Here is a 25,540-nt window from a genome sequence, read left to right on the forward strand (position 1 = left end):
GATTTTTGCGTCACCAATTTGCAGGGGGCGGATTTTAACCTGTTTCGGGTCGGAAGGTCAGGTATTGATCAGCTTTGGGTTGCCCCGTGCAGTGAAATTGCTGGTTAATAATTGGTCATGCCTCGTGTATACTCCGCCCCCTTTACAGGGCTCGGTCACAGGCCGGCTTTGACCACGGCGACCTTTCGGTCGCACACAACAACAAACAGAGAGTTATTGGGGGCGAAGTGGACTTTTTCGTCTTTATCAGCGAGCAATGGCTGCTGGTGAGCCTTTTGGTGGCGCTGCTTTATGCGCTGGCTATTTCCGAACGCCTGAAAGCGGGCAAACCCGCCTCGGCCCATGAGGCTACGCGGCTGATCAACAGCGATGAAGCCAAGGTGGTGGATCTGCGCGATCGCTCCGAGTTCACCGCCGGGCATATTGTGGACGCAATCCATATTCCCCACAGCGAGTTTGAGAAACGCGCTGGTGAACTGGCGCAGTTCAAGGACAAGACCATCATCCTGGCCGACAAGATGGGCCAACACGCCGGTGCCGTCGGTCGCCAGCTGAAGAAGGCCGGCTATAACGTGCGCCGCCTGGAAGGTGGCATGTCCGAGTGGTCGAACCAGAAGTTGCCGCTGGTCAAGGGTTGATCTATCACGGGGTAGCCGGCTCCTAGAGCGGCTACCCTGCGTATTCAGAGGTACTCAATCGTGAAAGACGTCGTTATCTATACCACCCGCTACTGCCCGTTCTGCATCCGTGCCAAGTACCTGCTGGACAACAAGAATGTCCCGTACAAGGAAATTTCCGTGGACGGCAAGCCGGGGCTGCGGGCAGAAATGACCGCCAAGGCCGGGCGACACACGGTGCCGCAGATCTGGATTGGCAATCATCACGTGGGTGGTTGCGATGAACTGATGGCGATTGAACGCAGCGGTCAGCTCGACAAGCTGTTGGCGTAATTCTCGGCCTGAAATTCAAGAAATTTTGATTACAGCCTTGAAAGGGTATTTCGAGGCCCCCATTTGAAGACTCATACAGGGAGTCTTCTATCAGGGAAGGCAGTTAATAAACCTTTTATAAAAGAACAGGCAGTAACATGGCTGAAGAACTCAACGGCGCAGCGGCCAACGCAGAAGCCCAACAAGTACAATTCGCGATGCAGCGCATCTACCTCAAAGACCTGTCCTTCGAGACTCCGATGGGCGCTGAGGTTTTCAAGAAGCAGTGGAAACCAGCTGTTAACCAGGAACTGAACACCAAAACCGCAAAGATCGACGAAGATCTTTACGAAGTGGCCCTGACCCTGACCATCACCGTCAAGCTGGAAGAAGAGACCGCTTTCCTGGTGGAAGTAGAGCAGGCTGGCCTGTTCGCCGTTAAAGGTCTGGAAGGCGCTCAGCTGGCGCAGGCTCTGAACACTGCCTGCCCGACCATCCTGTTCCCGTATGCCCGCGAAGTGGTAGACAACGTAGTGACCAAGGGTTCTTTCCCGGCCCTGATGCTGCCGCCGATCAACTTCGACGCCCTGTTCGCCGCTGCCCTGCAGCAGGCCCAGAAGCAGGCCGCCGAGCAAGGCGCAGAAGAGAAGACCGAAGCTTAATTTCGAGTTTCAGCTCTCTGATAAAAAGGCTCCTTCGGGGGCCTTTTTTGTTTTTTCGTTCTTATTTTTTGGCGCCTGTGGCGAGCACGCTGGCGGTAACTATTTGCGGGACACGCCGTAAACCCATCCCTGGGGGCTCGGCTGCGGCCGTCCTGGCCGCAGACGGTCCCGCAAATAGTTACCGCCAGCGCGCTCTTCGCATGTGATTTCAAGGCTATTCACGAAGCACAGCAGTGAGATATGAAGGGGCTGATACCTGATGCACGTTCGCGAGACCTTCTGCGACAGGGATGTCGCGGAAGAGCCCCCAGGGATGGGTTTACGGCGTGTCTCGCGAACGTGCATCAGGTAGCAGGCCCGCTACAAACTTTTTACGGAGCTACTCCATGAATTGGGATTTTTCGGCCCCTTACATTTACAAAGTCCAGGTAGCAGCAGAGCACGTTGACGGCCTTCACCACGCCAACAATGCAGAATACGTGCGCTGGTGCGAGCGCGCTGCCTGGGCGCACAGTGTGGAGCTGGGGCTCGATGTCACCAATTACCAATCCATGGACCGGGGAATGGCAATCCGGCAGGCGGGGTACGACTATATACTGGCCGCCAGAGAGGGCGATGAACTGCTGATCGGCACCTGGCTTACCAAGGTCGACGGCCGCCTCAATATGACCCGCAAGTTCCAGGTCTACCGCGCCGCCGATCAAGCCCTGATCCTGCGTGCGACCTGGGAAATGGTCTGCATCGAACTCTCCAGCGGCAAGCCCAAGCGCATGCCGCAGACCTTCAAGGACATCTACTGCCCGGCCGTGGTTGAAGAGGTTGCACCCGCGTCTGACCAGTGATCCGCATCGATAACCGCCAGCAACTGGAGTGGACATGAGCGAAGAGATCACCCTGACCAAAAACACCGGCGCCCTCAAAGGCAAGACGATTTTCATTACCGGTGCCAGCCGCGGCATCGGCCGCGCCATCGCCCTCAAGTGCGCCGCCGACGGAGCCAATATCGCCATCGCGGCGAAATCCGCCGAACCCCATCCCAAGCTGCCCGGCACCATCTACACCGTGGCCGAGGAAATTGAAGCTGCCGGCGGCAAGGCCCTGCCCATCCAGGTGGATGTACGCGATGAGCAGCAGGTCGCGGATGCGCTCAAGAAAACCGCCGACACCTTCGGTTGTATCGACGCAGTGATCAACAACGCCGGTGCCATCAACCTCACCAACGTCGAGTCGACGCCGCCCAAGCGCTACGACCTGATGCTCGACGTCAATGCGCGCGCGGTATACCTCACCGCCCACCTCGCCATCCCCTACCTGAAGCAGTCGGACTGCGCGCATATCCTGAGCCTGTCGCCGCCGCTGAACCTGGAGCCGCGCTGGCTGGGGCCCTTCGCACCCTATGCCCTGTCCAAGTTCGGCATGACCATCCTCAGCATGGGGCTCGCGGAAGAGCTGCGTGAAGCGGGGGTCAGTGTCGCAACCCTGTGGCCGCGCACGCTGGTGGCTACAGCGGCCATCGAGTTTGCCGTGGGATCAAGGGAAATGTTCGAGCAGAGCCGCAAGCCAGTGGTGATGGCGGATGCGGCTTACGAGGTCTTGATTACCCGCAACCAGGGGCTCAATGGGGCCCAGCTGATTGATGAGGTACTTTTGCACGAGCGGGGGGTGGAAGATTTCACCCAGTATGCGCACAATCCCGCCAAGGCCGACCAACTGGCGGTGGATCTGTTTCTCGACCCCTGAGTCGAGGGACGTGCCCGCCGCCGGGGCCATGAGTGCAGAGGTATTTCGGGGGAATTGTGGAAAAAGACGATCAAGAACTGTTTCACGGCGCCATGGGCGCGCTGGGTGACGTGAAGCCGCTGGCCCCGAAGCACAAGACCGTAAACCTCAACAAGCAGGCCGATGACAAGCTCAACCTGCGCGCACGCCGCGAAGCGGCTACTGCGCAGACCGCCCTGGAACTTAATCCGCTGGGCGGCGAGTTCGTGGAGCCGGTGGAACCCTGGGATCCGATCGAATTCAAGCGCGATGGCGTGCAGAACGGGGTTTATCGCAACCTGCGCCTGGGCAAGTACCACGTGGACGCGCGCCTCGACTTGCACCATCACACCATCGAAATGGCGCGCAGCGCGCTGTATCAGTTTGTACGGGATTGCATGGATTCGGATGTGCGCTGCGCCCTGGTGACGCACGGCAAGGGTGAGGGACGCAAGCAGCCGGCGCTGCTGAAAAGCTGTGTCAACGCCTGGTTGCCGCAGCTTCCGGAAGTACTCGCGTTCCACAGTGCACAGAAGCAGCACGGGGGGCTGGGAGCTACCTACATTCTGCTGCGCAAGAGCGAGCGCAAGCGGCAGCAAAACCTCGAGCAGCACCAGCGACGCAACCGATAAAAAATGCTTCCGCGTAACTTGTTTGTCACGTCTGCTATCTAATCTACGCCCACAACGAAATGTGGCTTGTCCGGTTGCGTTACTGCAGCCGCCTCAGCGTCGTTGTTCTTCTCTCTTTGCATCTAACCATCGTTAGTGCTTTAGCTTCCGGGTTTGGAAGTGCCTCCGCTTGGAGGATTGGTTTTACCCTTCTTGAATGGTATTTAGCGGCCCTGGTGGCCGCTTTTTTTTATGCTGCTTTTGCCCGGGTATCAGCCGCCGGCCGGGGGCAGTTCCCGCGTCTGCTGAAATTCCAGCCGGGTACCGTCGGCTCCGGTGAGTATCAGCCTGTCCACACCGAGATCGGCGCGGTTGACCCTCGGCAGCGCCAGCAGGAAATCCTGTTCCAGCTCGCTGCTGCTCCGGCGGTCGCCCATGCGGGAGATTTTGGGTGGCTTGAGCCATTCGATACCGCCGTCTTCGGCGAGCGAAAATTTGCCGAGGTAGGGGTTTGTGCCCGCACTGCCGCGGACGAAGCCCAGCTTGTCACAGGTAAAGTAGGGGCGGTCGCGCCAGACCTTGCGCCAGAACATGTGGGATTTATGCTCGCGGCCATCTACGGTCAGGCTCTCCAGTAGCCATTGATGGGTGCAAATGGTTTCGGTGGTTGCTTCTTCCATCAGAAGGGGGCTCGCGCCCTGCTCATCGACATGACTGCAGGCCGAAATGAGCAGCGATAGCAGCAGGGAAACTGCCAGAGAAAATCCCGGGCGCGGGGGCGCGAAGTGGACGTGGCGCTGAGCGGGCATGGAATCCTTCCGGTGACTGTTTGCGCCATTTAACATGATTTAGCCGCCGTCGTCTGTGACAAGTCCCTCCAATACCGGAACAAAAAGACGCAGCAGTCAGCGCTCTGACTTGATGTATTCGATATAGATATCGCCTGGAATATCACGCAGGATCAGGCGCGCACCGCCACTTTTGACGAACGCCTGGCGGGTACCGGACAGGGCGCGGAGGTACTGGCTTTCCTGCTCCATCATTGGCGGTGGCCCGGCTTTTTTGGTGGAAGCGAAACTCGCCGTATCCCAGAGTATCTGGCCGCTATCGGTAATCTGCATGCTGCCGCGGTAGGTATTGATGCCGCTTTTCCCCATGGCCTGGCCGTCGGTGTTGCACAGGAAGGTAAAGGATTCCGGTTGGTCTACCTGCACGGCATTGCCATTGAGTCGCAGGAGGCGCATCTCCCATTTGCTGCCACACACGCTGGACAGCGAGCCGGGTTGCTGGATGGGCTTGTCGTCACTGCTGCTCATGCCCACGCACCCGGCGATAACAATCCCCAGCCCCGCGAGCCAAACCAAAAAAAGCCTGCTCATAGTCGCTTGTCCCTGCTTGCAGATACCCCAAGCTTAGCCGGAGGCTGCGGAAACGCGTGGACTCCGGCGACAAGCTGAGGTGGATGCCGTCACAGTTGGGCGATAAATCGCCTGCCTAGGACTCGCGTACGCAACGCACGACGATTTTTGTTTCGAGCTCGCGCTCAAAGCAGCGGAATTTGGTGCCGTTGACGTTCAGTGACTTGGGGCTGCGCGAAGGCGCTTCGCTGGTTCTTACCGACATATGATCGGGTTGGCCCATATTGGGGGGGATGGCGCTGCTGAACGCCTGGTTTGCGTGACTTTCCCTCGGCTCGGTTGCGGTACAACCGGCGACAATCCCTGCCGCTACCGCCGCAGCCAGCAGAATACAACTGAATTTCTGCACGCTGATACCTCGGTGGCTGGTATGGCGAACGCGACACTTATCTGTCGCCTTCACTGTTCAGGTTAGAAGACCCTGATGCCAAAGAGGGGAAATGCCCGCCAATTTGTTTAAGGTTGCGCCGGAAAGAAAATCGCAGCGGCAAAAAAGGGGGCCACAGAGCCCCCAAGGTAAAACACAACGCTAATTGCGAAACGACTTAGAAGTTGTAGCTACCGGTTAGTGCAACGGTGCGCGGTGCGCCGTAGTAGCCGGTAACCAGCGCAGCGGAGTCATAGCCAGCGTTGCGGTACTCTTCGTCTTTCAGGTTTTTACCCTGCAGGCTCACCTGCCAGTTGCCATCGCCGCTGAAGTAGGTGACACCGGCATCCAGTAGGGTAACGGAACCTTCGTCCAGCAAGCTTGGCGCCGCGTAAATCTGGATACCGTCGCGGTAGGAAACCGAGCCATTCACTACCAGCTCGCCACCGGCAACGTCCATGTTGTAGGACATCTGGTAAAGGCCGGTAGTGGCCGGGCTGTACTGCAGGTTGTCCCAGGCATCGGCCAGGTCTACTTCCACGAATTCACCCGGGTTCGCGCCTGGCACCTTGGCCAAGACTTCCAGGTAATCACCGTCGGTGTAGCCGAGCACCAGGTTGGAGGTCAGGCGGTCGGTGAGGCTGGCCATCAGTTCCACTTCGAAGCCGCGGATCTCAGCCTCACCGGCATTGATTACCGAGCTGGCAAAGCCGCCGGTGGACTGGGAGAAGTCCTGCACCGTGACCTGCATGTCTTCATAGTCGGTACTGAATGCCGCGAAATTCAGGCGCACGCGATCTTCGAACAGCTGGGTCTTGATACCCACTTCGAAGGTGTCCGCAGTTTCCGGGTCGTAGCCGTTGACGGTTTCCGGAGTTACGGAGGCGTCGCCGCGCATATCGAAGCCGCCACTCTTGAAGCCAGAGCTGAAGCTGCCGTACACCATGGTGTCGTCATTGATCTGGTAGTTGGCCGCCACCTTGGGTGAGAACTGTCCCCAGGAGTCGCTATTGGTGTAGTCGGTCAAAATGCCGATTGGCTGTTCGAAAGCCGGCGTACCGTCATAGTGATCGGCAAACATCGGGGAATAGAGGCCGAAATAGTTCGCCTTGAACACGTCCGCGGATTTTTCGTCGCGGGTGTAGCGGCCACCGAGGATTACGCTGAAATCGTCAGTGATGGCATAGTCAAAATTGGCGTAAGCGGCGAGGCTCTCGGTATCCACGCTGCCGCTGACGTTCTGTGTCAGGCCGAGTGGCAGGGCCGGAGAGAGAATGCTGTAGATACCCAGTACGGCATCGAAGCCGCCGGATGCGGTGCCATCGTAATAGTAGATACCGGATACCAGGTTGGCGCGGTCGCTGCTCCAGTTCAGCTGGAATTCCTGGGTGAACTGTTCGTCGTCGTAGAACGCAGGCACATCGAAATCGGGGCGCGGGCTGCTGTCGAAGTCGATGTTGGTGGTGGTCTCACCAGTGCGGGTGGCGGTGATGGATTTCAGGGTGACGCTGTCGGACACTTTCCATTCCGCGGTCACGGATGCGCCGCTGCTTTCCACCGAGTTGTCGGAAGGCATGTTGGAGCGGTGATCGAAGACGTTATCGAGAGGCTGCTCGCCACCGTAGGGGTTGGTGAACATCAGGTGGCCGAAGCGCGCGTTGGAGTCGTCTTTGGTGGTGTCTGCTGCCAGGCGGATGAACCAGTCATCGTTCGGAGTGATTTCCATGGACACGCGGGCGCTGGTGACGTCTTTGTTGTAGTTGTCAGCACCGGTAATAATGTTTTCACCGAAGCCATCGCGCTGGTAGCTGGCTACCGCCGCGCCAACCGCTACCTTGCTGCCAAGGCCAACCTGACCGCTCAGCACCAGGTCGCGCTGGTTGTAGGAACCGACGCCGCCACGGATTCTGAATTCGGTATCACCGGTCATTTTTTTGGTGACATATTTCACCGCGCCGCCGATGGTGTTTTTGCCATACAGGGTGCCCTGCGGGCCGCGCAGAACCTCGATGCGCTCAACATCGAATACGTCCATCACCGCACCCTGGGGACGGGCAACGTAGATGTCATCCACATAGATGCCGACACCAGGCTCAAAGCCCCACAGAGGATCCTGCTGGCCGATACCGCGGATATAAGCGGTGAGGGTGGAGTTGGTGCCGCGGCTGACCTGCAGGGTGGTATTCGGGCTCAGCTTCTGTACGTCGGTCAGGTCGGCAACGCCGTTCTCGATCAGGGCGTCTTCGCCGAATGCGGTTACCGCTACTGGTACTTCCTGCAAAGACTGCTCGCGCTTCTGGGCGGTGACGGTCACTTCTTCCAGTGCCTTGTTGTCCGCATAGCTCAAGCTGGCGCCGCAGGCGAGCATGATGCCCACGGCGAGAGGATTGAATTTTATTGTTTTACGCATGACTCTCTCCGATCACCAGTTATGGTTTTTATATAGGAATGTTCCGGACTAGCACTCTAGCCACTCTCTGTCCCTTTGCCTGCTAGACCAAGGTATGACGATCCGGTGGTAGCGGGGGCAGGACAGAAAACAGACAATCGGTTAGGCTCTCAATATAACCAAAATAATGAAAGGTGCGCCAATTGTTCAGTCTGCCCATGCTGGCCGCCGTCGGCCTTGCCTACCTGCTGCTACTGTTCGCCATTGCCTTCTGGGGCGATCGGCTGCCGGCCGCCCGTATCCGTCCGATCAAGCCGTTGTTGCTGGCGCTGGCCGGTACCTACACCAGTGCGTGGATGTTCTTCGGTACCCCGGCGCAGGCGGTGCACGAGGGCTGGCTGCTGCCACCGACGTTTGTCGGCGCCAGCCTGATGCTGATTTTCGGTGCACCGCTGCTGGTGCGTTTTGTGCGTCTGTCCAAGCAACAGGGCTCCACCTCCATCGCCGATTTCATCAGTGCCCAGTACGGTGGCACCCAGTGGCTGGCGGCGGTGGTGGCGCTGCTGGCGGTGGTCGCCGTGGTGCCCTACTTGTCGCTGCAGCTGCGCGCCGTAGCGGACAGCTTCCTGCTGCTCGCCCGCGGCGACGACATCAATCCCTCGTCCGTCACCGCCATCGTCGCGGCGACCCTGGGCCTGTTTGCGCTGTTGTTCGGTACCCGGCATATCGACAGCAGCGTGCACCGCAATGGCATGTTGCTGGCGGTGGCCTTCGAGGCGCTGGTCAAGATCGGCGCGATCGTGGCGGTGGCCTGGTTCCTGCTGAACACCGCCTTTGACGGCGCCACCGACCTGACCCGCGCCGCGCTGGCCAGCGAGCGCGTTGCCGCCATGGCCGAGGCGCGCGGGGCCGACACCGGCTTTTTCGCGGTGGTGGTGCTGGGAATGGCCGCGATTTTCTGCCTGCCGCGACAGTTCCACATCCTGATGATCGAGAGCGATGACGAGCGCGATATCGGCCCGGTGCGCAAGCTGATCCCGGTGTATCTCGGCATCCTGTCGGCGGCGATTCTGGTGGTGGGTTACGGCGGCCTGCTGTGGCTGCCGGGCGCCGGCGGCGATGGTGCTGGCTACAGCAACCCGGAGCGTTTTGTGCTCGGCGTGCCGCTGGAAAGCGGCCAGTCGTGGCTGGCCCTGCTGGCGTTTGTGGGTGGCCTGTCCGCCGGTTCCAGCATGGTGATCATCGCCACCATTGCACTGTCCACCATGATCGCCAACACCATGATCGTGCCCTGGTGGCTGCGCCGCCTGCAGGCCAGGCCTGTGGGCAAGGTGCTGGGAACGGATCTGCGGCGGGTGCGGCGGGTGATTATCGGGCTGCTGATGCTGGCTGCGTTCGGGGTCAACGAGGCGATCGGGCCCGGGGTCAGTCTGGGGACTTTCGGGCTGCTGTCGCTGGCCCTGGTGGCGCAACTGGCACCGGCAATGATCGCCGCGGTGACCTGGCCATCGCACTGGCCGCGCCTGCGTTCACTGGCGGTGCTGGTGGGATTGCTGTTGGGTAGCGCGGTGTGGGCGCTTTCGGCACTGCCGGCGGCGCTTGGCCATGCGGACGTGCTTGGACTCTGGCTGGGGCTCCACTGGAATCCGCTGACTGTCAGCTGTGTCCTCGGCCTCGGGGTCAACGGTCTCGCACTGGTGCTGGTGTCACTGCTGCAGCAGCGCTTTGCGCCCCGCCGCGGCAGCGCGGAATCCGCGCCGGTGGACAAGGTGCGCCTGCGCCAGTTGCTGGCGCGCTTCGTTGGTGAGGATGCGGCAGACCGCGCGCTGGCGCCGCTGTTGCAGAAGACTGCGGGCAAGGTGGGGGCGCACGCGTACCGCGAGGCGGTGGAGAAAATCCTTGCCGGCATTGTCGGCAGTACCAGCGCGCGCCGCCTGGTTCGCCAGCTGAGCGAGCCGGACACCGCGGCACAGCAGCTGGATCAGGCTTCGGCCATCTACCAGTTCGGGCGCGGGTTGCTGCAGAGCAGCATCGACAACATCGACCAGGGCATCTCGGTGGTGGACGCCAACCTCAATCTGGTGGCGTGGAACCGCCGCTACCTGGAGCTGTTCCGCTACCCGCAGGAAATGATCTACGTCGGCCGCCCGGTGGCGGAACTGGTGCGCTACAACGCGAGCCGCGGCGAGTGCGGCCCCGGCTCGGTGGAAATGCATGTGGATAAGCGGGTGGAGCACCTGCGCAACGGCACTGCCTACCGGGTGCAGCGCCATCGCACCGACGGCACCGTGCTCGAAATCCGCGGCAACCCGCTGCCCGGCGGTGGCTTCGTCACCACCTATACCGACGTTTCCGATTACCAGCGGGCGCTGGCGGAGCTCACTGAAATACGTAACTCGCTCGAGCAGAAGGTGGTGCACCGTACCACCGAGCTGGAAACCGTCAACGACGAGCTGCAGGCGCTGAACCGCGAGCTGCACGCGGCCAGTGCGGGCAAGACCCGTTTCCTGGCCGCGGCCAGCCACGACCTTGTGCAGCCATTGAATGCCAGCCGCCTTTTCCTCGATGCACTGGCCGCGCGCGAACTGGAGGACAGCAGCCGCCAGCTGCTCACCCGCGCGGACAGTGCGCTGGCGGCGGCGGAGCAGCTGATCACCGATATGTTGCAGATCGCGCGCATGGATGCGGGGGATATCCGACCGGCATTCAGCGCGGTATCCCTCGACAGCATCCTCGACGACGCGGTGGCCCAGGCGCGCATTGCTGCCAGCAGCCGCGGCATTCGCCTGCGCTATCGCCGCAGTAATCTCTGGGTGCGCAGCGACGAAAAAATGCTGCGCCGCATCGTGCAGAACCTGCTGGATAACGCGGTCAAATACACCCGCCGTGGCGGTGTGCTGATCGGTGTGCGCCGTTGCGGGCAGGCGGTTTCACTGGAGGTCTGGGATACCGGAGTCGGCATCGCCGCAGAACAGCAGCAGGATGTGTTCCGGGAGTTCTGCCGCCTGACGCCGAAAGAACTGGCCGATGGCGGCCAGCGCCAGCACGGCTACGGCCTTGGCCTGGCCACTGTGGAGCGCCTGTGCCGCCTGCTGCACAGCCCGGTCACCCTGGGCTCGAAACCCGGCCGCGGCAGTGTGTTCAAGGTGCGTCTGGCACTGGCTGCGGCGCAGGCCGCAACCCGGGCATTGCCGGGAACCGCGAACGGGCGCGGGGCGAAGCTGGATCTGCAGGTGCTGTGTGTGGACAACGAGCCCTCGATTCTGGAGGCGATGGCGGCGCTGCTGGAAGGCTGGGGCTGTCGCGTGCATTGTGCCCGCGACCGGGCCGAGGCACTGGCGTGCGCAGAACCGGATCTGTTGCTGATGGATTTCCACCTGGATGACGGCGACAACGGCATCGACCTGGCGGCGGAATTGCTGGCGCGCTGGGGCGGCGATGTGCCCTGCGTGATCATCTCTGCGGAAAATACCAACACCGTCAAAACCCAGGCGCGCAGTGCCGGCTGGCAATTCCTGCAGAAGCCACTGCGTCCGGCGGCGCTGCGTGCGTTACTGCAGCAGCGACAAAAAAGCACAACGGCAGCGGTTCCTGCGACCAAGGTCGTATAGGCAAGGCGCAGCGACCGAAGCAGTCTGAAAGCCAATTCCATCAATAATAAAAAGCGGTATCCAAGCGATGAAAAAATACCTGTTGGAAATCCTGATGTTCAGCGCCTATGCGTTGTTCGCGGCCAGCTGGGTGTCGGGCGCCATTCTGACGCCGGCGATCCAGGCATCGTTCGGCGAGGAGGGCTTCGCCAACGCCACCTGGGGCAGCAACGTGATTACCCTGGCCAAGATCGTCGGCAACCTGGCGGCCGCCGCCCTGCTGATGCGCCTCGGTGCCAAGCGCGCCTTTGCCCTGGCCATCGTGCTGATTGCCACTGGCGGCTTTGGCGCACTGGCGGACAGCTACGGCGCGTGGCTGGTTTCGCGCCTGTCCCTCGGCCTTGGTGGCGCGCTGGCAATCGTCTATTTCGCGCCGGTGGTACTGCACTACTTTTCTGCCGAGGAGCGACCACTGATCAACGGTGTGAATGCGGCGGCCTTCAATACCGGCAACCTTCTCGCCCTGCTTTCGACCACCGCGCTGGCAACCTGGCTGGGCGCGTGGGAATCCGTCGTGGCACTGTATGGGGTGATGGTGTTGGCGCTGGGGGTGCTGTGGTGGTTGAGCGCCGAAGACTTTTCCCTGTCCGGTGGTGGCGACAAGCCTGCGGAAGACTATGGCCTCAGGGAAGGTATGCGGGAGTCTTTTAACTGGTGGCTGCCTCTGGCCTACTGCGGTGTTCTTTTCTGCTATATCGCCATATTTTCTCTGTTCCCGCTGATCGATGGCTTTGCCGTGGCCAGCAAGCACCTCTCTGCGGTAATGATCGCTGCGGGGATGGTGGGAACAGTCGCCGGTATTATCGCGACCAAGCGCCTTCCGTTGCGCTTGCCGGTACTGCGCTACGCGGGACTGGCGCTGGTGGTTTTTGCCGCATTGATGGTCACCAGTAAAAATCCGATGGTTGCCTATTCAGCGGCCGCACTCGCCGGTTTCTGCATGTTTTTGCCGATGACCGCTCTGGTCACCCTGCCACAGGAATTGCCGTGCATGACACCGGCAAGAATCACCGTAACCTTCGCCATGTTCTGGTCTGTCTCTTACGGGGTGGAAACGGCACTGATGTACGGTGCCGGCGTGCTGGCGGACATCAGCGGCGAGCCGGCGATGGCGGCGTACTTTGCGGTGGCCTGCTCGGCCTCCCTGTTTGTGTTCTCTTTCCTGTTGCCGGAGAGCGGCAAGAAACCGCTGTCTTCTGAAGAAAACCTGGAGGCCAACAATGCGTCAGCTTGAAGCAAAACTTGCCACCTGGCTGGAGGCGGTGAACGCGCAGGTGGCTGCGTTGAAAGCAGCCGGTTTCGAACCAACGCCGATCAGCGCGCGTGAAAGCCTCGCCAACCTCACGCGGACGTTTGTCGAGCCGGGGCCGGAAATGTCCGCATGTGAAACCCTGGTGCATGGTGGTGAGTACGCGGTGCCGGTGAGGATTTACCAGCCAGCGAAGCGCCAGCCGGGGCCGGTGATCATTTACTGCCATGGCGGTGGCCATATGGCGGGCAGTGTGTCGGTCTACGATCCCATTTGCCGCCGCATCGCCGATGCCTGTGGGCGGACGCTGGTTTCCGTTGAGTATCGCCTGGCGCCGGAAAATCCGTATCCGGCCGCCCTGAACGACCTGGTCAGTGTGGTGCGGCATCTGGGCGCGGCACTGGATAAAAAAGGCATTGAGCACGATGGCCGCTGGATCCTGATGGGGGATTCCGGTGGCGGCGCCCTGTGTGCCTCAGCGTCCCGCCTGCTGCAACACCAGCCGCATTCGGTGGTTGCCCAGGTGCTGATTTATCCGAGCCTGGATTACACGATGCAGCTGCCTTCCATTGTGGAAAATGGCAGTGGCTACCTGCTCGAGAAAGAAAAGATCCTCTGGTACTTCGAGAATTATTTCCAGGGGGCGGAAAACCCTTTTCAGACGTCGCCGCTGCACGGCGAATTTACGCAAAACCTGCCCAAGACCCTGGTGGTTACCGCGGAATTCTGTGCATTACGGGATGAGGGCAAGTTGTATGTGGATAAAGTGCGCGAGGCGGGTGTGGCGGCCGAGCTGATCAATTTTGACGATATGATCCATGCGTTCCTGAATTTGGAATCCATGGTGCCGGAAGCCTGTGGGCGGTTTTATCGGCATGTGGCGGAGTTTGTTGCGGGCCTCTGAGCTTGCATCGTGCTCTATTTTTCCTGTGTGGCGGCAGGGTAGCGGGTACAGGTTTTCAGGACCGCTGTGAATACATCCCTGTACGCTCTGTCGGCAACATCCCTGTTGCCGACAGTCCTGAAAACCTGCACCCGCTACCCTGCCTTCGTATCGAATCTATTTACGCTGTAAGCGAATCTCACGCAAAAAATAATTGGCTAGCTACGGCAAAATTGGGGTCTTCATCTCACGAAGCAGAGAGCGGAAAATCGAAGGCAAAGTGCCGGGTATCCGTTTTTGAAAGCGTCAGCGACAGGGCCGTCGCTGACGCAGCGTACAGGGATGTATTCACAGCGGTTTCAAAAACGGATACCCGGTGCTTTGCCGCCACGGTGGTTGGAAAAGGCCGGAGACCACAGCCTTCAAATCTGGATCAACGCCTGCGCTTCACGAATCAACTGCTTGCGATCGCGCAGTTCCAGCTTCCTGAGAATGGCAGTGACGTGACTTTTGACTGTGGGCTCGGTGATATCCAGATCAAAGGCAATCTGCTTGTTCAGCATGCCCTGGGCAATCATCTGGAAAATCTTGAGTTGCTGCGGTGTCAGCTGACCAAGCTTTTCTGCCAGTGCGCTCTCGCTTTCCGCTTCCAATGCTTCAGCACTGAACCACTGCTCGCCCGCCAGCACGGATTCGATACATTGCAGAATTTCATCCGGGCGCGCGGTCTTGGAGAGAAAGCCGCTGGCGCCGAGGCTCGCAGCCTGCTGGATTACCGCGTGCCTGTCGCTACCTGAAACCACTACCACGGGAACGGCCGGATAATCGTTGCGGATGCGCGCGAGACCGCTGAAGCCCTCGCTGCCGGGCATGTTCAGATCCAGCAACAGCAGATCCACTTCGGTATCGGCAAGCCGTGCCAGGGTGGAATCCAGATCCTCGCTCTGCAGCAGGTCTGAATTCGGAAAGTGGCTGGATAGCGTGGTCACCAGTGCATCACGGTACAGCGGGTGATCGTCGGCAATCAGTAATTGATAATTCACGGCAGCACCCTGAAGGATGAAGGAATCGGGTGCCAACGATACTACTGCGCGCTCCATCCACCGTCCACCGGCAAGGCGGCACCGGTAATGGTGCCGGCGAAACTGCCACACAGGTACAGCGCCAGTTCGGCGATGGCTTCCGGGCCGGTGGCGCGTGCCAGCGGCTGCTTGGCGCCCACCAGCTGTGCCCGCGCGGACTCGATATCGATCTGTTGCTCGCGGGCTATGGACTCGATCTGCGGCTGGATCAGCGGGGTTTCCACCCAGCCCGGGCAGATGGCGTTGGCGGTGATGCCGGCGTCGGCATTTTCCAGTGCCAGCACCTTGGTTAATCCCACCAGTCCGTGCTTGGCCGCGCAGTAGGCTGCCTTGTTTTCCGAGGCCACCAGGCCGTGTACCGAGGCAATATTGATGATGCGTCCCCAGTTGCCCGCGCGCATCGCAGGCAGCAGTTCGCGGCTCAGGAAAAAGCCCGCGCTCAGATTGATCGCGAGGATCTGGTGCCACTTGTCGGTAGGGAACTCGTGGGCCGGCGCGGTGAACTGGATGCCGGCATTATTGATGAGCACCGAAGGGTTGCCGATGGCCTCGCGGGTGTCCGCCGCCAGTTGCACGCAGCCTTGTTCTTCCGCGATGTTCGCACTGCTGAAACCCACTTTCCCCGCATAGCCGGAAAACGCTTCGCACAGTGCGCGGCCTTCTTCAGGTGTGGCCAGCCCATGCAGCATCACATGGTGACCCGCGCGCGCGAAGCAGTGGGCAATGGCGAGGCCGATGCCACTGGTGGAACCGGTTATGAGTACGGCGTGTGATGAATCCTGCTGCACAGCAAACTCCCGCGGCTGTTATCACTTATTGTTTGCAGAAATCCTAACGCGGCTGTCCCGGTCGGTCTGTATGACCAAGGTATGAATTGCACGAAGCCGCCCGGAAGGCGGCTTCGATGTTTATACGGGATTGCGAGCCCGCTCAGCGGCGATGGCCATGCCCGCCATGGTGGCGTCCCGGGCGCGTGCTGTGATGGGGACGGTTATAGTGGTGCGGGCGGTTGTAGTAGTGACGGTTGTTATACCGACCGTGGTGACGATAGTAGTGGTTGCCGCGATACCGGTAGTGACGGGGGTAGTAACCGCGCGGGTAATAGCCGCGATAGTAGCGCGGGGAGGAATAGTAAAAAGAAACGCTGCTGGACGGATAGACATACGGGCGTGAGTAGGGGTAGGTGGAATAACCGACGCTACCGGAGCTGTAATAGCCATCGGACACACAGGCACCGAGTGTCAGGGTTCCGAAGACGGTTGCGGCCAACAGGCCTTTCTTGACGAGTCTCTTCATGGTGACTTCTCCGTGATTTGGAGTTGGCAGTGCACCGCAGCAGGTATGTCTCGCGCATACCTTACAGCTGCGAATGCGCTAAGCGGTATCGTGCAGATCAGCGGGGCTGTTGCGGGTACCGGTGATAGTGAGACGGGGATCCGCCGCGGAACTGACCGCCTTGCCAGTAGTAATTGGGATGGCGCACATTGTGGCAGCGTCCATCCTGATGGCAGTGGTAGTAGCGGCCCTGCACTGAGTAGTACCCGGGGCGATCACTGGTATTGATGGCCGTAGTGGTACTGGTCATATCCTGCATGCTGCTGCACCCGGAAAGGGTAAGTAGTGCAGCGGCACCAATCGTCCCTGCGAGTCCTCCATAAATACGCTTCATATAAACCTCCACGCCGAGCGGCGGGTCTCAACTGTTCACTTCCGATCCGTATTACACAGGTACGTGTTGACAAAAACGGGCAGCGGCCTGTGGCAATGCGAAACTCAAGTGGAAACCAATTAAAGGGTGGCGCAGTGGCGATCACGACGGTTTGAGGTGAAAGGCAACAACCAAAACGAAATGAGAGAAGTGGGGGATAGACGAAAAAGGAAGAAAGGGCGCCGACCGGGAGGCCGGCGCAGGGGCGTCAGGCCGAGAGCAGTTGCTGCAACTGGTTGTCCAGCAGCTGCTGGAGCTTGGGATTGAGCGCGGTCACTTCCGCCCCCCAGGCGGTGTCGTGGTACTGGATGCGGTTATCCAGGGATTCGTCGTCGCGCAATGCCGGGTGCAGGCACAGGCCGCGCGACTGGGACAGCAGTTGTTCTCCGCGGAAGTCGAACTCTGTGGATTTTGTCGGCAGCACCGCCACAGCCAGCTGCAGTCCGGTCGCGCGGCTCGACTGCTGCAGCCCGCGCAACAGCAGGCCCGCGCAGACGGCGCGGAAGGCGGCATCGTCGCCAGCGAAACCGAGACCAACGGCAGGCCCGGCACTGGGCAGGGCCTGGCCATCGTAGATGCGCGAGAGCAACTTCAGGCGCCCCTCGAGTTCTGTCTCCAGGTTGTCGAGGGCGCTGCGCGAGAGCTGGTTCCCCAGCTGTGCCCAGTTGAGGGGACGCAGGTAGAGGCCGGCGGTGATTTCCGGCGGCGGTTTCGGCTGTGCCCGCGGCACCGTGAGCGCGGCGCGCCGCGCAGGTCGCACCTGGGTTACCGCCAGGGCGCAGGCGGCGCTGAACGGGAGTGCGAAAACCAGGCACAGCAGCAGGCTTGCCCAAGGGTAGGCGGTGCTCTCACCGGGGCGCACGTTCAGGGAGACGCTGCCGGCGAGGCTGTCGTGGAGCACCACCGGCTCGGTGATGGTCTCGCCCCGCTCCCGTTCCCCGGCCTGTGCCAGCGGACTGGAGTCCACGTCCTGAACCGTTACCCCGTAAATGGCTGGCAGTGCGAGCGCTTGCTGGGCCAGCAACTGCAGGCTGATGCGGTCACCGGCCACAATCTGTTCCAGGCTCTGCGCTGCGATCAGCGTGGCCGCGGCGCGCGCGCTGGCCCTGTCGCGCGCGGCCGTGCTGGCTTTCTGCTGGCCGTAGGCGTGGCCGAGGGTCGCGAGGCAGAACATTGCCACGGTAAGCCAGATCGCCGCCGCCAGCAGCTGCTGCTGGCGGGTGCGGCTAAGTCCCTGGATAAAGTCGGGGATCTGCTGTGAAAGTGCGGAAAATCGGGAAAAGTGCTGTTTCATAATTGTTATTGCCGTTTGCTCGCGGCCACCGGGCCAGCGTTCGATTTTATCCCACTCCTTCAGAGAAAAAAGGCGCCGGGCTATAATGCGCGGCCAAATTGCGCGCGGATTCCCCGCGCCTACCTACCCGCGTCTACCTAGATAGACTCAGCACAGAGAGCCAGCCATGGATGCATCTCCCACCGCCACCCAGCGCCAGCAGGCGTTTTCCCTGACGGCCGCAGCGCTGGACAGCCTCGCTTCCGACGGCATACGCGTGCGCTACCTGCGCCTTGATCGTGGCGACGATCACTGGCACCTGGGATTGCAGTGGTCACCGGAGCAGCAAACCTCGCTGGTCAATGGTGAGGTTTTCGCCGCACTGCCTGCGGCGCCTGCGCCGGTGCGCGCGCCCTGGTGTCTCACCCTGCTGACGGATACCCTGCAGCTGGCACAGTTGCAAGCTGTGCGCCACTTTGTCGCCGCGCAGCAGTGGCGCTTGATTGCGGCCGATACTCTTGCGTGCCGCGAGGACTGCACGGTGGTGCGTCTGCAGCTTGATGCCGCACTGGATTTTCACGCTGCGCGACAGGCACTGCTGGCGCTGGCGGAGCGGATCGGCGTTGAACTGGTACTGCAGACCGGCGCGAGCCATAAACCGCCCAGGCTTGCCTGTTTCGATATGGACTCCACCCTGATCCAGGCGGAAGTCATCGACGAGCTGGCCAAGATCGCCGGCGTCGGCCATCAGGTAGCGGAAATCACCGCAGCGGCGATGCGCGGTGAACTGGATTTCCAGCAGAGCTTCCGCAAGCGCATGAGCCTGCTGCGCGGCTTCACTGAGCAAAGCCTTTCTGAAATTGCCCCGCAACTGCCCCTGATGACCGGTGCCCAGCGGCTGCTCAGAGCCCTGCGCGCACTCGGTTGTAAAACCGCGATTCTCTCCGGCGGCTTTACCTATTTCGCCCACTACCTGCAGGCCAACCATCTGGCGGTCGACGTTGTGCACGCGAACCAGCTGGAGTTTGAAGCCGGTAGCCTGACCGGCGGTGTGATCGAGCCGATTGTCGACGGCGCGCGCAAAGCGCTGCTGCTCGAGGAGCTGGCTGCGGAAATGGAACTGTCTCTGGACGAAGTGATTGCGGTGGGTGACGGCGCCAATGACCTGCCGATGCTGTCGCTGGGCGCACTCGGCATCGCGTTTCATGCAAAACCGAAAGTGCGCGCCGAGGCGCCGCAGGCCATCGACAGGTTCGGCCTGGACGCGGCGCTCTACCTGTTTGGTCTCAACGACCACCAGATTGCCGCACTGCTCGAGGACTGAACCTCAGGCATTGTTCCTCGCCTGAACAGCCGGAGCCCCAGCGGGGCTCCGGCGTTCGGTCAGCCTTTTCCCGCACCGATCAGCGAACTTTCCAGCTCACCCATACCGCGCGGTATGTCGACGGGTACCCGAAGGTCGCGCATGGTGCAGCCGAGCGCGTGTAACGTGCGGAATAAATTCTGCGCGCGGCACTGTTCTCCCATCTGCCCGATACGCACGATCGGCAGCCCGAAGGATCCGGAAATTTCCACCTGATAGTTCTGGGACATATACGCACAAATTTCGCGATTGCCCAGCGTGCCCGGCGCCTCGATACCGATTACCGAATTCAACCGGCTCTCTTCAGGGATGAAGAGCTTGAGTCCCATTGCCTGAATGCCGTTTTGCAGGGATTTCGAGCAGCGTTCGTGGCGTGAGAACCGCGCCTCGAGGCCTTCCAGACAGATAAGGCGCAGCGCTTCATGCAGCGCCAAAACCCCGGAAACCGGCGCGGTGTAGTGGTAGGAACCCTTGTGCCAGAAATTCTCGGCGAGCTGGGCATCCAGGCACCAGTGCGACGGTGTCCACTGCCGGCTTTGGATTTTCTGCCAGGCATCTTCTGAAAAGGCCACCAGGGAAACACCGGGGATGGACGACAGGCCTTTCTGCCCTCCGGTAATGACCGCATCGATTTTCCAGTCGTCCATCTGCAGTGGCATTGTGCTCAGGGTACACACGGCATCGACGATGGTGATGCAGCCTCTTTTCTTTGCCTCAATGGCCAGCGCTGGCAGGTTTTTATTGAAGGTGGTGTTCGATGTTTCCCCCTGCACAATGGTGATGCAGTCGGGCTCAAAGGTTTCGATGGCAGCAATGAACCGATCGAGTTCGACCTGGGATTTTTCCGGGCAGGACAGGGTTTCAACCGTAGCGCCAAGGCGCTGACACATTTCCGCCATGCGGTGACTGAAGTAGCCGTTGCACACACACAGTACCCTGGTGTCTTTGGTCACCAGGTTCGCAATCGCCATTTCCATCGCCGCCGAACCGGGACCGGCAACCCCCAGTATCCAGGGCGAGCGGGTCTGGAAAACGTACTGCGACATCTCTTTCACCTGCCCGATGATTTTTGACATGGTGGCGCCGAGGTGATTGATCACGTTCCTGTTCGCATTGGCCACCAGTTCTGGAATCGGTACCGGACCTGCGCCCATCATCAGCAGTGGCTCGGCCGGCAAGATATCGTTGAGCGAAGAAATTTTCGGGGCGGGTAGAAGTCCGGTTTCAGTGACGTGTTCCATACAGATTTTTTCAGTTCAGGAGTTTTGGGTTAATAACGTTTTCAGGTTTGGCGGACAGGCTCAATCGATTTTCGCGGACAACAGGTTTTCCTTGGTTCGCATAGCGTGTAACTGGGCTGACAAACGTTCAGCAAAAAGCGGGCAAAACATGGGACGGGAGTACTCGATACCAGGCTTCTCCTCCCGCATGTGGATGCACACTGGGGCACGGTAGAACGTCGATATTTCAGGCCTGGACACCGGTTTCTGCCTGGGAGCGTTTATATCAATCAGGCACTCAAACAGGCAGTCGGGAGAGCGGCGACAGAAATACTCAGTAGGAGCGAACGAGACCAATGGCCGGAGACAGCCCGGAGCTGATTTCCGCAAACGGCATTGGCGGTCTGCGCTCGCGCTTGCCGTCCTGGTAGCACACTTGCTGATCGCAGGCCGTGACAGCCAACATCAGCGCGATCAAAGCGAGGGCGGCGAGAAATCGTGAGCGCATGGTTGTCCCTATTATGCGATTGGCGATTGTCATCGGGGGGTAGTGCCAATTAGACGAGCGGCAACGAAAAATAGTTGCACTCGGGGTGGCTGAGCTTAAGAGAATTGCGCCGCTATTCACAGTCCTCTGCGCAGTATTGCCAATATCTGGCGCGAAACTCCTTGTGTCGCACCGGGCACTGTCCACTGTGCTCGCCGGTGAGCACAGTGGGCAGGCCATTGTTATATCTGTGTCGTATCAGTCCAGCGCCTGGGGCGGGTGTTCCGCCTCCAGATCGGCGACATCGCGGCTGACCTGTCCCGGCGAACCGGTGCGCCGCGCCAGCACATCGTAGGCGACGGGCACGATGTAGACGGTGAACAGTGTCGCCGCCAGCACCCCGAACAGCACCACGGTACCGATCACGGCGCGGGTCTCGGAGCCCGCGCCGGATGACAGCAGCAGGGGCAGCGATCCGGCGGCGGTGGTAATGCCTGTCATCAGGATGGGCCGCAGGCGCGTACCTGCGGCCTCGCGCAGGGCCTGGCCGAACGCCATGCCGCGATCCCTCAACTGGTTGGCGAATTCCACGATCAAGATGCCGTTCTTGGCCGCGAGCCCCACCAGCATGATCAGGCCCACCTGGCTGTAGATATTCAGCGACTGCTGTGTGGCCAGAAGCCCTGCCAGCGCGCCCGCCATGGCCAGGGGCACGGTGAGGATGATCACCAGCGGGTGCACGAAGCTCTCGAACTGTGCCGCGAGCACCAGGAATACCACCAGGGTGCCGAGCAGGATCGCGAACAGGATGGTGTTGCCGGAGTCCTGGAAGTTCTTCGACTGTCCCTTGTAATCCACCATCGGTGTGCCATCCAGCTTCTCGTCCACCAGCTGGTTCAGGTAAGTGAGCGCTTCACCCAGTGCCAGGCCATCGGCCAGGTTGGCATCCAGGGTGATGGAGCGGATGCGGTTGTAGCGCTGTAGCTGTGGCGAGTCGGCGTACTCGGAAACCTCGATCAGGCTCTGCAGCGGAATCAGCGCGCCGCTGGTGGTGGAGCGCACGTAGATGTTGTCGAGGCTGTCGGGACTGCGCTGCAGGGCCCTTTCGCCTTCGAGAATCACGTCGTACTCCTCGCCGTTGTTGATGAACGTGGTGGCGCGCAGGGAGCCAAACATGGTTTGCAGGGTGGTGCCCACGTCGCTTACCTGCACACCGAGGTCGGCGGCGCGCTCGTAATCCACGTTGATACGCAATTGCGGTTGGGTCTCCTTGTAATCCCAGTCGGCGCCCAGCAGGCCGGGGTTGGATTCGGCCAGTGCGTCATTCAGCTGGTCGCGCCACTGGGTCAGTTGTTCGTAGCTGCTGCCGCCGAGCACAAACTGCACCGGCTTGCCGAGTCCGCCGCCAAAGCCCTGGCGCATTACCGGGAAGGCGCGCACGCCGCTCAGGTCAGCGACACTGGCCCGCACCTGGTTCATCAGCTCGAAGCCGGATGGACGCTCGCCCCAGGGCGCCAAGGTGAAGATCACCATGCCGGTATTGAACGTGGCCGAAGTGCCAAAGGAGCGCGGCGAGCGCACCAGCAGGCGCCTCACATAACCCTTTTCCACCAGCGGCATGGTGCGCCGCTCGATCTCTTCCATATACTCCTGCATGTAGTCGTAGCTGGCGCCCTCGGGGCCGTTCACCAGCAGGAAGAAGGCGCCGCGATCTTCCCGCGGCGCGTATTCGCTGGGAATAAACCGGAACGCCAGTGCGGCGAACCCGAGCACGGCCACGAATACCGCGCCGGCAATCCAGTGGTGGCGCAGGAAAAAGTCCAGCCCGCGGCTGTAGCCGTGCTGTACCCGCGTGAGCTGTGCGTCCATAAAGCGGGTGATCGGGCTGCCCTGGCTGCTGGGGCGCAGCAATTTCGCGGCCACCACAGGCGACAGGGTAAGTGCGGTGATGGACGAGAAGATCACCGCCGCCGACATGGTCAGGGCAAACTCGGAAAACAGCCGGCCGATGTCGCCTTCGAGAAACGTGATCGGCGCGAACACCGCCACCAGCACCAGGGTGGTGGCAACGACGGCAAAGCCTACCTCGCGGGTGCCGCGGTAGGCGGCCAGCAGGGGTGGCTCGCCGTATTCGTCCATGCGCCGGAACACGTTTTCCAGCACCACGATGGCGTCGTCCACCACCAGCCCGATGGCCAGTACCATCGCCAGCAGCGTGAGCAGGTTGATACTGAAGCCGAAGGCGTACAGCAGGATCGAAGTCGCAATCAGGGACACCGGTACGGTGACGGCCGGCACCAGGGTCGCGCGCCAGTTGCCGAGAAACAGGTAGATGACCAGCACCACCAGGATCACTGCAATGATCAGGGTGGAGTACACCTCGTCGATCGCCTCGGCCACGAATACCGAAGCGTCATAGCTCTGCGCCAGGTGCATGCCCTCGGGCAGGCTCTGGTTCACCCGCACCAGTTCTTCCTTGGCCGCCTCTGCCACGGCGATGATGTTGCCGGTGGACTGACGGCTAATGCCGATGCCCACCATGGGTTCGCCGTTGCCGCGGAAGGTCGAGCGCTCCTCCACCGAACTCAGCTCCACACGCGCGACGTCGCCGAGGCGCACCACGTGACCGTTGTCACCGGTGGTGATGGCGAGCCGTGCGAAATCCTCCGCGCTGGTGAACTGGCGCTGCAGGCGCAGGGTGAACTGGCGCTCGCTGGACTCCAGGTAGCCCGCCGGCAGCTCGCGGTTCTCCGCGCGCAGCGCGCGCTCGATATCGCCGCTGGTGACGTTGTGTGCAGCCATGGCGCTGCGGTCGAGCCAGATCCGCATGGCGAAATCCTTGGCGCCGCCGACCCGCACCCGGGCCACGCCGTCGAGCACGGAAAAGCGGTCGACCAGGTAGCGGTTGGCGTAGTCCGTGAGCTCGGGAATGCTGAGGCGATCGGAGGTGAGGTTGAGCCACAGCACCACATCGTCGTTGCTGTCGACTTTCTCGATCTCGGGGGGATCGGCCTCCACCGGCAGGTTGTTGAGCACACCGGCAACCCGGTCGCGCACATCGTTGGCGGCGCCGTCGACGTCGCGGTTGATGTTGAACTCGATCGAGATCGACGAGCGCCCGTCGGAGCTGGAGGAGCTGACGGTTTTGATACCCTCGATACCGGCGATGCGATCCTCGATCTGGCGGGTGATGCGGTTCTCGACGATATCTGCGGAGGCGCCGGGATAGTTGGTGGTGATCGACACGATGGGCGGGTCGATGTCCGGATATTCCCTGAGTGCCAGGCGGTCGAAACTGATCAGGCCGAACACCACCAGCAGCAGGGACAGAACCAGCGCGAGTACCGGGCGCTTGACCGCTGTATCACTGATGATCATTGTGCGGCGGCTCCGGTCGCTTGCTGCAGGGATACCGCCTGGCCGTCGCGGATGTGCAGGGTGCCGCGGGTAACCACCTGCTGGTCGGCGTCGAGCCCGGACAGGATTTCCACCTTGCCCTCGTAGCGGCGGCCGAGCTGTACCTGCCGGCGGCGCACAACCGGCTCACTGCCGCTGTGGTCGACCACGAACACGGACTGGCTGCCGGCCAACGGTATCAGTGCGCTCTCGGGGATGGTAAGCGCGGTGCGGGGATTGCTGATGATACGCACGCGCAGCAGCATGCCGGGCTTGAGCTGTTCATCCGGGTTTTCCAGCCGCGCGCGCACGGTAAAGGCGCGGGTCTGCGGGTCGACCCGGGCTTCGGCGATCATCACTTCGCCGTTGAACACGCGCTCCGGCATGGCCTGGCTCACGGCCTCGATTTTCATGCCGCCGTAGACCGCCGCAAGCTGCCGCTCTGGCACCGTAAAGTCGAGCTTGATGCGAGAAATATCCTGTAGTGTGGTGATCTCGGTGGTCGGTGTGACGAGACTGCCGAGGCTGATATTGCGCAGCCCCAGCTGGCCGTCAAAGGGGGCGCGGATGATGCGGTCATCGATGCGCGCTTGCAGCGCCTGCACCTGCGCACGGGTTTCGGCGACCAGGGTTTCACTGGCTTCCAGCTGTTCGCGGGTGGCGAGGTTTTTCTTGACCAGTCCGCGCAGGCGCTCGGTGTCGCGCTCGTGACGCCGCAGGCTGGCGCGGGCGCCGGCGAGCTCGGCCTTTTCCTCGCCGTGGCTCAGCTCCACCAGTACATCGCCGGCCTTTACCCGCTGGCCGCTTTCGAAGGCCAGGCGGGAAACATACTCGGTCTCGCCGGCGCGCAGGGAGACAAACTCCCAGGCTTTTGCCGTGCCCAGGGCCTCGATCGGGTTGGACACTTCCTCTTGGGTTACGGATGCTGTGCGCACGGCAACCGGCATGCTGCCGGGTGAGTTCTGGGCCGGCGCAGGTTGGCTGAGGGCGAACAGCGTGAGACTGATGACACCGAGAGTTTTCATTATTGGAGGTACTACCTGGGTTTTGAATCGGGTTCTTGGTTGCGGGCGCTATTTTACGCACGGAACGCCG

The 25,540-nt window shown here is 61.1% G+C and carries 23 protein-coding genes; 10 read left to right on the forward strand and 13 right to left on the reverse strand.

Annotation, left to right across the window (positions count from 1 at the left end; genetic code table 11):
- Nucleotides 1-227 precede the first annotated feature (227 nt).
- From ACNKU7_RS00810 to smrA, 6 genes are all read left to right on the forward strand, one after another.
- The gene (locus tag ACNKU7_RS00810; protein WP_418295048.1) at nt 228-638 is read left to right on the forward strand and encodes a rhodanese-like domain-containing protein; all 411 of its coding nucleotides are present in this window, start codon (nt 228-230) and stop codon (nt 636-638) included.
- A gap of 60 nt (nt 639-698) precedes the next feature.
- Nucleotides 699-950, forward strand: a complete 252-nt coding sequence (grxC, locus tag ACNKU7_RS00815; protein WP_418295049.1) for a glutaredoxin 3 — start codon at nt 699-701, stop codon at nt 948-950.
- A 137-nt stretch (nt 951-1,087) separates the two neighbouring features.
- Nucleotides 1,088-1,591: a protein-export chaperone SecB gene (gene secB / locus ACNKU7_RS00820; RefSeq protein ID WP_418295050.1), complete on the forward strand. Its 504-nt coding sequence runs from the start codon at nt 1,088-1,090 to the stop codon at nt 1,589-1,591.
- 386 nt (nt 1,592-1,977) lie between these two features.
- A complete protein-coding gene (locus ACNKU7_RS00825; RefSeq protein ID WP_418295051.1) occupies nt 1,978-2,433 on the forward strand; it encodes an acyl-CoA thioesterase in 456 nt (151 codons plus the stop codon).
- A 34-nt stretch (nt 2,434-2,467) separates the two neighbouring features.
- Nucleotides 2,468-3,331 carry an SDR family oxidoreductase gene (locus ACNKU7_RS00830; RefSeq protein WP_418295052.1) on the forward strand — a complete coding sequence of 288 codons (864 nt, stop codon included), beginning with the start codon at nt 2,468-2,470 and terminating at the stop codon, nt 3,329-3,331.
- A 56-nt stretch (nt 3,332-3,387) separates the two neighbouring features.
- On the forward strand, nt 3,388-3,981 hold the full coding sequence (gene smrA, locus ACNKU7_RS00835; protein WP_418295053.1) for a DNA endonuclease SmrA: 594 nt from the start codon (nt 3,388-3,390) through the stop codon (nt 3,979-3,981).
- A 251-nt stretch (nt 3,982-4,232) separates the two neighbouring features.
- On the opposite strand, the gene ACNKU7_RS00840 is transcribed toward smrA, so the two are convergent.
- From ACNKU7_RS00840 to ACNKU7_RS00855, 4 genes are all read right to left on the reverse strand, one after another.
- Nucleotides 4,233-4,769: an META domain-containing protein gene (locus tag ACNKU7_RS00840; RefSeq protein ID WP_418295054.1), complete on the reverse strand. Its 537-nt coding sequence runs from the start codon at nt 4,767-4,769 to the stop codon at nt 4,233-4,235.
- A 96-nt stretch (nt 4,770-4,865) separates the two neighbouring features.
- Complete coding sequence (locus ACNKU7_RS00845; RefSeq protein WP_418295055.1) at nt 4,866-5,339, reverse strand: META domain-containing protein; 474 nt, start codon at nt 5,337-5,339, stop codon at nt 4,866-4,868.
- A gap of 115 nt (nt 5,340-5,454) precedes the next feature.
- Nucleotides 5,455-5,727: a hypothetical protein gene (locus tag ACNKU7_RS00850; RefSeq protein ID WP_418295056.1), complete on the reverse strand. Its 273-nt coding sequence runs from the start codon at nt 5,725-5,727 to the stop codon at nt 5,455-5,457.
- 196 nt (nt 5,728-5,923) lie between these two features.
- Nucleotides 5,924-8,155 carry a TonB-dependent receptor gene (locus tag ACNKU7_RS00855; RefSeq protein ID WP_418295057.1) on the reverse strand — a complete coding sequence of 744 codons (2,232 nt, stop codon included), beginning with the start codon at nt 8,153-8,155 and terminating at the stop codon, nt 5,924-5,926.
- A 182-nt stretch (nt 8,156-8,337) separates the two neighbouring features.
- Here ACNKU7_RS00855 and ACNKU7_RS00860 point away from each other — a divergent pair, with 182 nt between their 5' ends.
- The 3 genes from ACNKU7_RS00860 (at nt 8,338) to ACNKU7_RS00870 (ending at nt 13,937) form a co-directional block, all read left to right on the forward strand.
- Nucleotides 8,338-11,745: a hybrid sensor histidine kinase/response regulator gene (locus ACNKU7_RS00860; RefSeq protein ID WP_418295058.1), complete on the forward strand. Its 3,408-nt coding sequence runs from the start codon at nt 8,338-8,340 to the stop codon at nt 11,743-11,745.
- Between the two features lie 67 nt (nt 11,746-11,812).
- Complete coding sequence (locus tag ACNKU7_RS00865) at nt 11,813-13,018, forward strand: MFS transporter (RefSeq protein WP_418295059.1); 1,206 nt, start codon at nt 11,813-11,815, stop codon at nt 13,016-13,018.
- A complete protein-coding gene (locus tag ACNKU7_RS00870) occupies nt 13,005-13,937 on the forward strand; it encodes an alpha/beta hydrolase (RefSeq protein WP_418295060.1) in 933 nt (310 codons plus the stop codon). Before ACNKU7_RS00865 ends, ACNKU7_RS00870 begins: the two co-directional genes overlap by 14 nt.
- Before the next feature lie 401 nt (nt 13,938-14,338).
- Here ACNKU7_RS00870 and ACNKU7_RS00875 read toward each other — a convergent pair whose 3' ends face one another.
- The 5 genes from ACNKU7_RS00875 to ACNKU7_RS00895 form a co-directional block, all read right to left on the reverse strand.
- On the reverse strand, nt 14,339-14,959 hold the full coding sequence (locus ACNKU7_RS00875) for a response regulator transcription factor (RefSeq protein ID WP_418295061.1): 621 nt from the start codon (nt 14,957-14,959) through the stop codon (nt 14,339-14,341).
- Nucleotides 14,960-15,000: 41 nt separating this feature from the next.
- The gene (locus ACNKU7_RS00880; protein WP_418295062.1) at nt 15,001-15,786 is read right to left on the reverse strand and encodes a 3-hydroxybutyrate dehydrogenase; all 786 of its coding nucleotides are present in this window, start codon (nt 15,784-15,786) and stop codon (nt 15,001-15,003) included.
- 142 nt (nt 15,787-15,928) lie between these two features.
- Nucleotides 15,929-16,294 (reverse strand): hypothetical protein, encoded by a 366-nt coding sequence (locus ACNKU7_RS00885; protein WP_418295063.1) that lies wholly within the window; start codon nt 16,292-16,294, stop codon nt 15,929-15,931.
- Nucleotides 16,295-16,391: 97 nt separating this feature from the next.
- On the reverse strand, nt 16,392-16,667 hold the full coding sequence (locus ACNKU7_RS00890; RefSeq protein WP_418295064.1) for a hypothetical protein: 276 nt from the start codon (nt 16,665-16,667) through the stop codon (nt 16,392-16,394).
- Between the two features lie 247 nt (nt 16,668-16,914).
- Nucleotides 16,915-18,000, reverse strand: coding sequence for a hypothetical protein (locus tag ACNKU7_RS00895; protein WP_418295065.1), 1,086 nt, complete (start codon nt 17,998-18,000; stop codon nt 16,915-16,917).
- Nucleotides 18,001-18,166: 166 nt separating this feature from the next.
- Between ACNKU7_RS00895 and serB the strand changes: the two genes are divergently transcribed.
- Nucleotides 18,167-19,303 (forward strand): phosphoserine phosphatase SerB, encoded by a 1,137-nt coding sequence (gene serB, locus ACNKU7_RS00900; RefSeq protein ID WP_418295066.1) that lies wholly within the window; start codon nt 18,167-18,169, stop codon nt 19,301-19,303.
- A 59-nt stretch (nt 19,304-19,362) separates the two neighbouring features.
- On the opposite strand, the gene ACNKU7_RS00905 is transcribed toward serB, so the two are convergent.
- From ACNKU7_RS00905 to ACNKU7_RS00920, 4 genes are all read right to left on the reverse strand, one after another.
- Entirely contained in the window at nt 19,363-20,583 is a 1,221-nt protein-coding gene (locus ACNKU7_RS00905; protein WP_418295067.1) for a pyridoxal-phosphate-dependent aminotransferase family protein, read from the reverse strand.
- A 313-nt stretch (nt 20,584-20,896) separates the two neighbouring features.
- Entirely contained in the window at nt 20,897-21,070 is a 174-nt protein-coding gene (locus tag ACNKU7_RS00910) for a hypothetical protein (protein WP_418295068.1), read from the reverse strand.
- Nucleotides 21,071-21,307: 237 nt separating this feature from the next.
- Nucleotides 21,308-24,427: an efflux RND transporter permease subunit gene (locus tag ACNKU7_RS00915; protein WP_418295069.1), complete on the reverse strand. Its 3,120-nt coding sequence runs from the start codon at nt 24,425-24,427 to the stop codon at nt 21,308-21,310.
- Nucleotides 24,424-25,470: an efflux RND transporter periplasmic adaptor subunit gene (locus tag ACNKU7_RS00920; RefSeq protein ID WP_418295070.1), complete on the reverse strand. Its 1,047-nt coding sequence runs from the start codon at nt 25,468-25,470 to the stop codon at nt 24,424-24,426. Before ACNKU7_RS00920 ends, ACNKU7_RS00915 begins: the two co-directional genes overlap by 4 nt.
- Nucleotides 25,471-25,540: the final 70 nt, after the last annotated feature.

This window comes from Microbulbifer weihaiensis, from assembly GCF_048323715.1.
In the GTDB taxonomy this organism is placed as follows: Bacteria; Pseudomonadota; Gammaproteobacteria; order Pseudomonadales; family Cellvibrionaceae; genus Microbulbifer.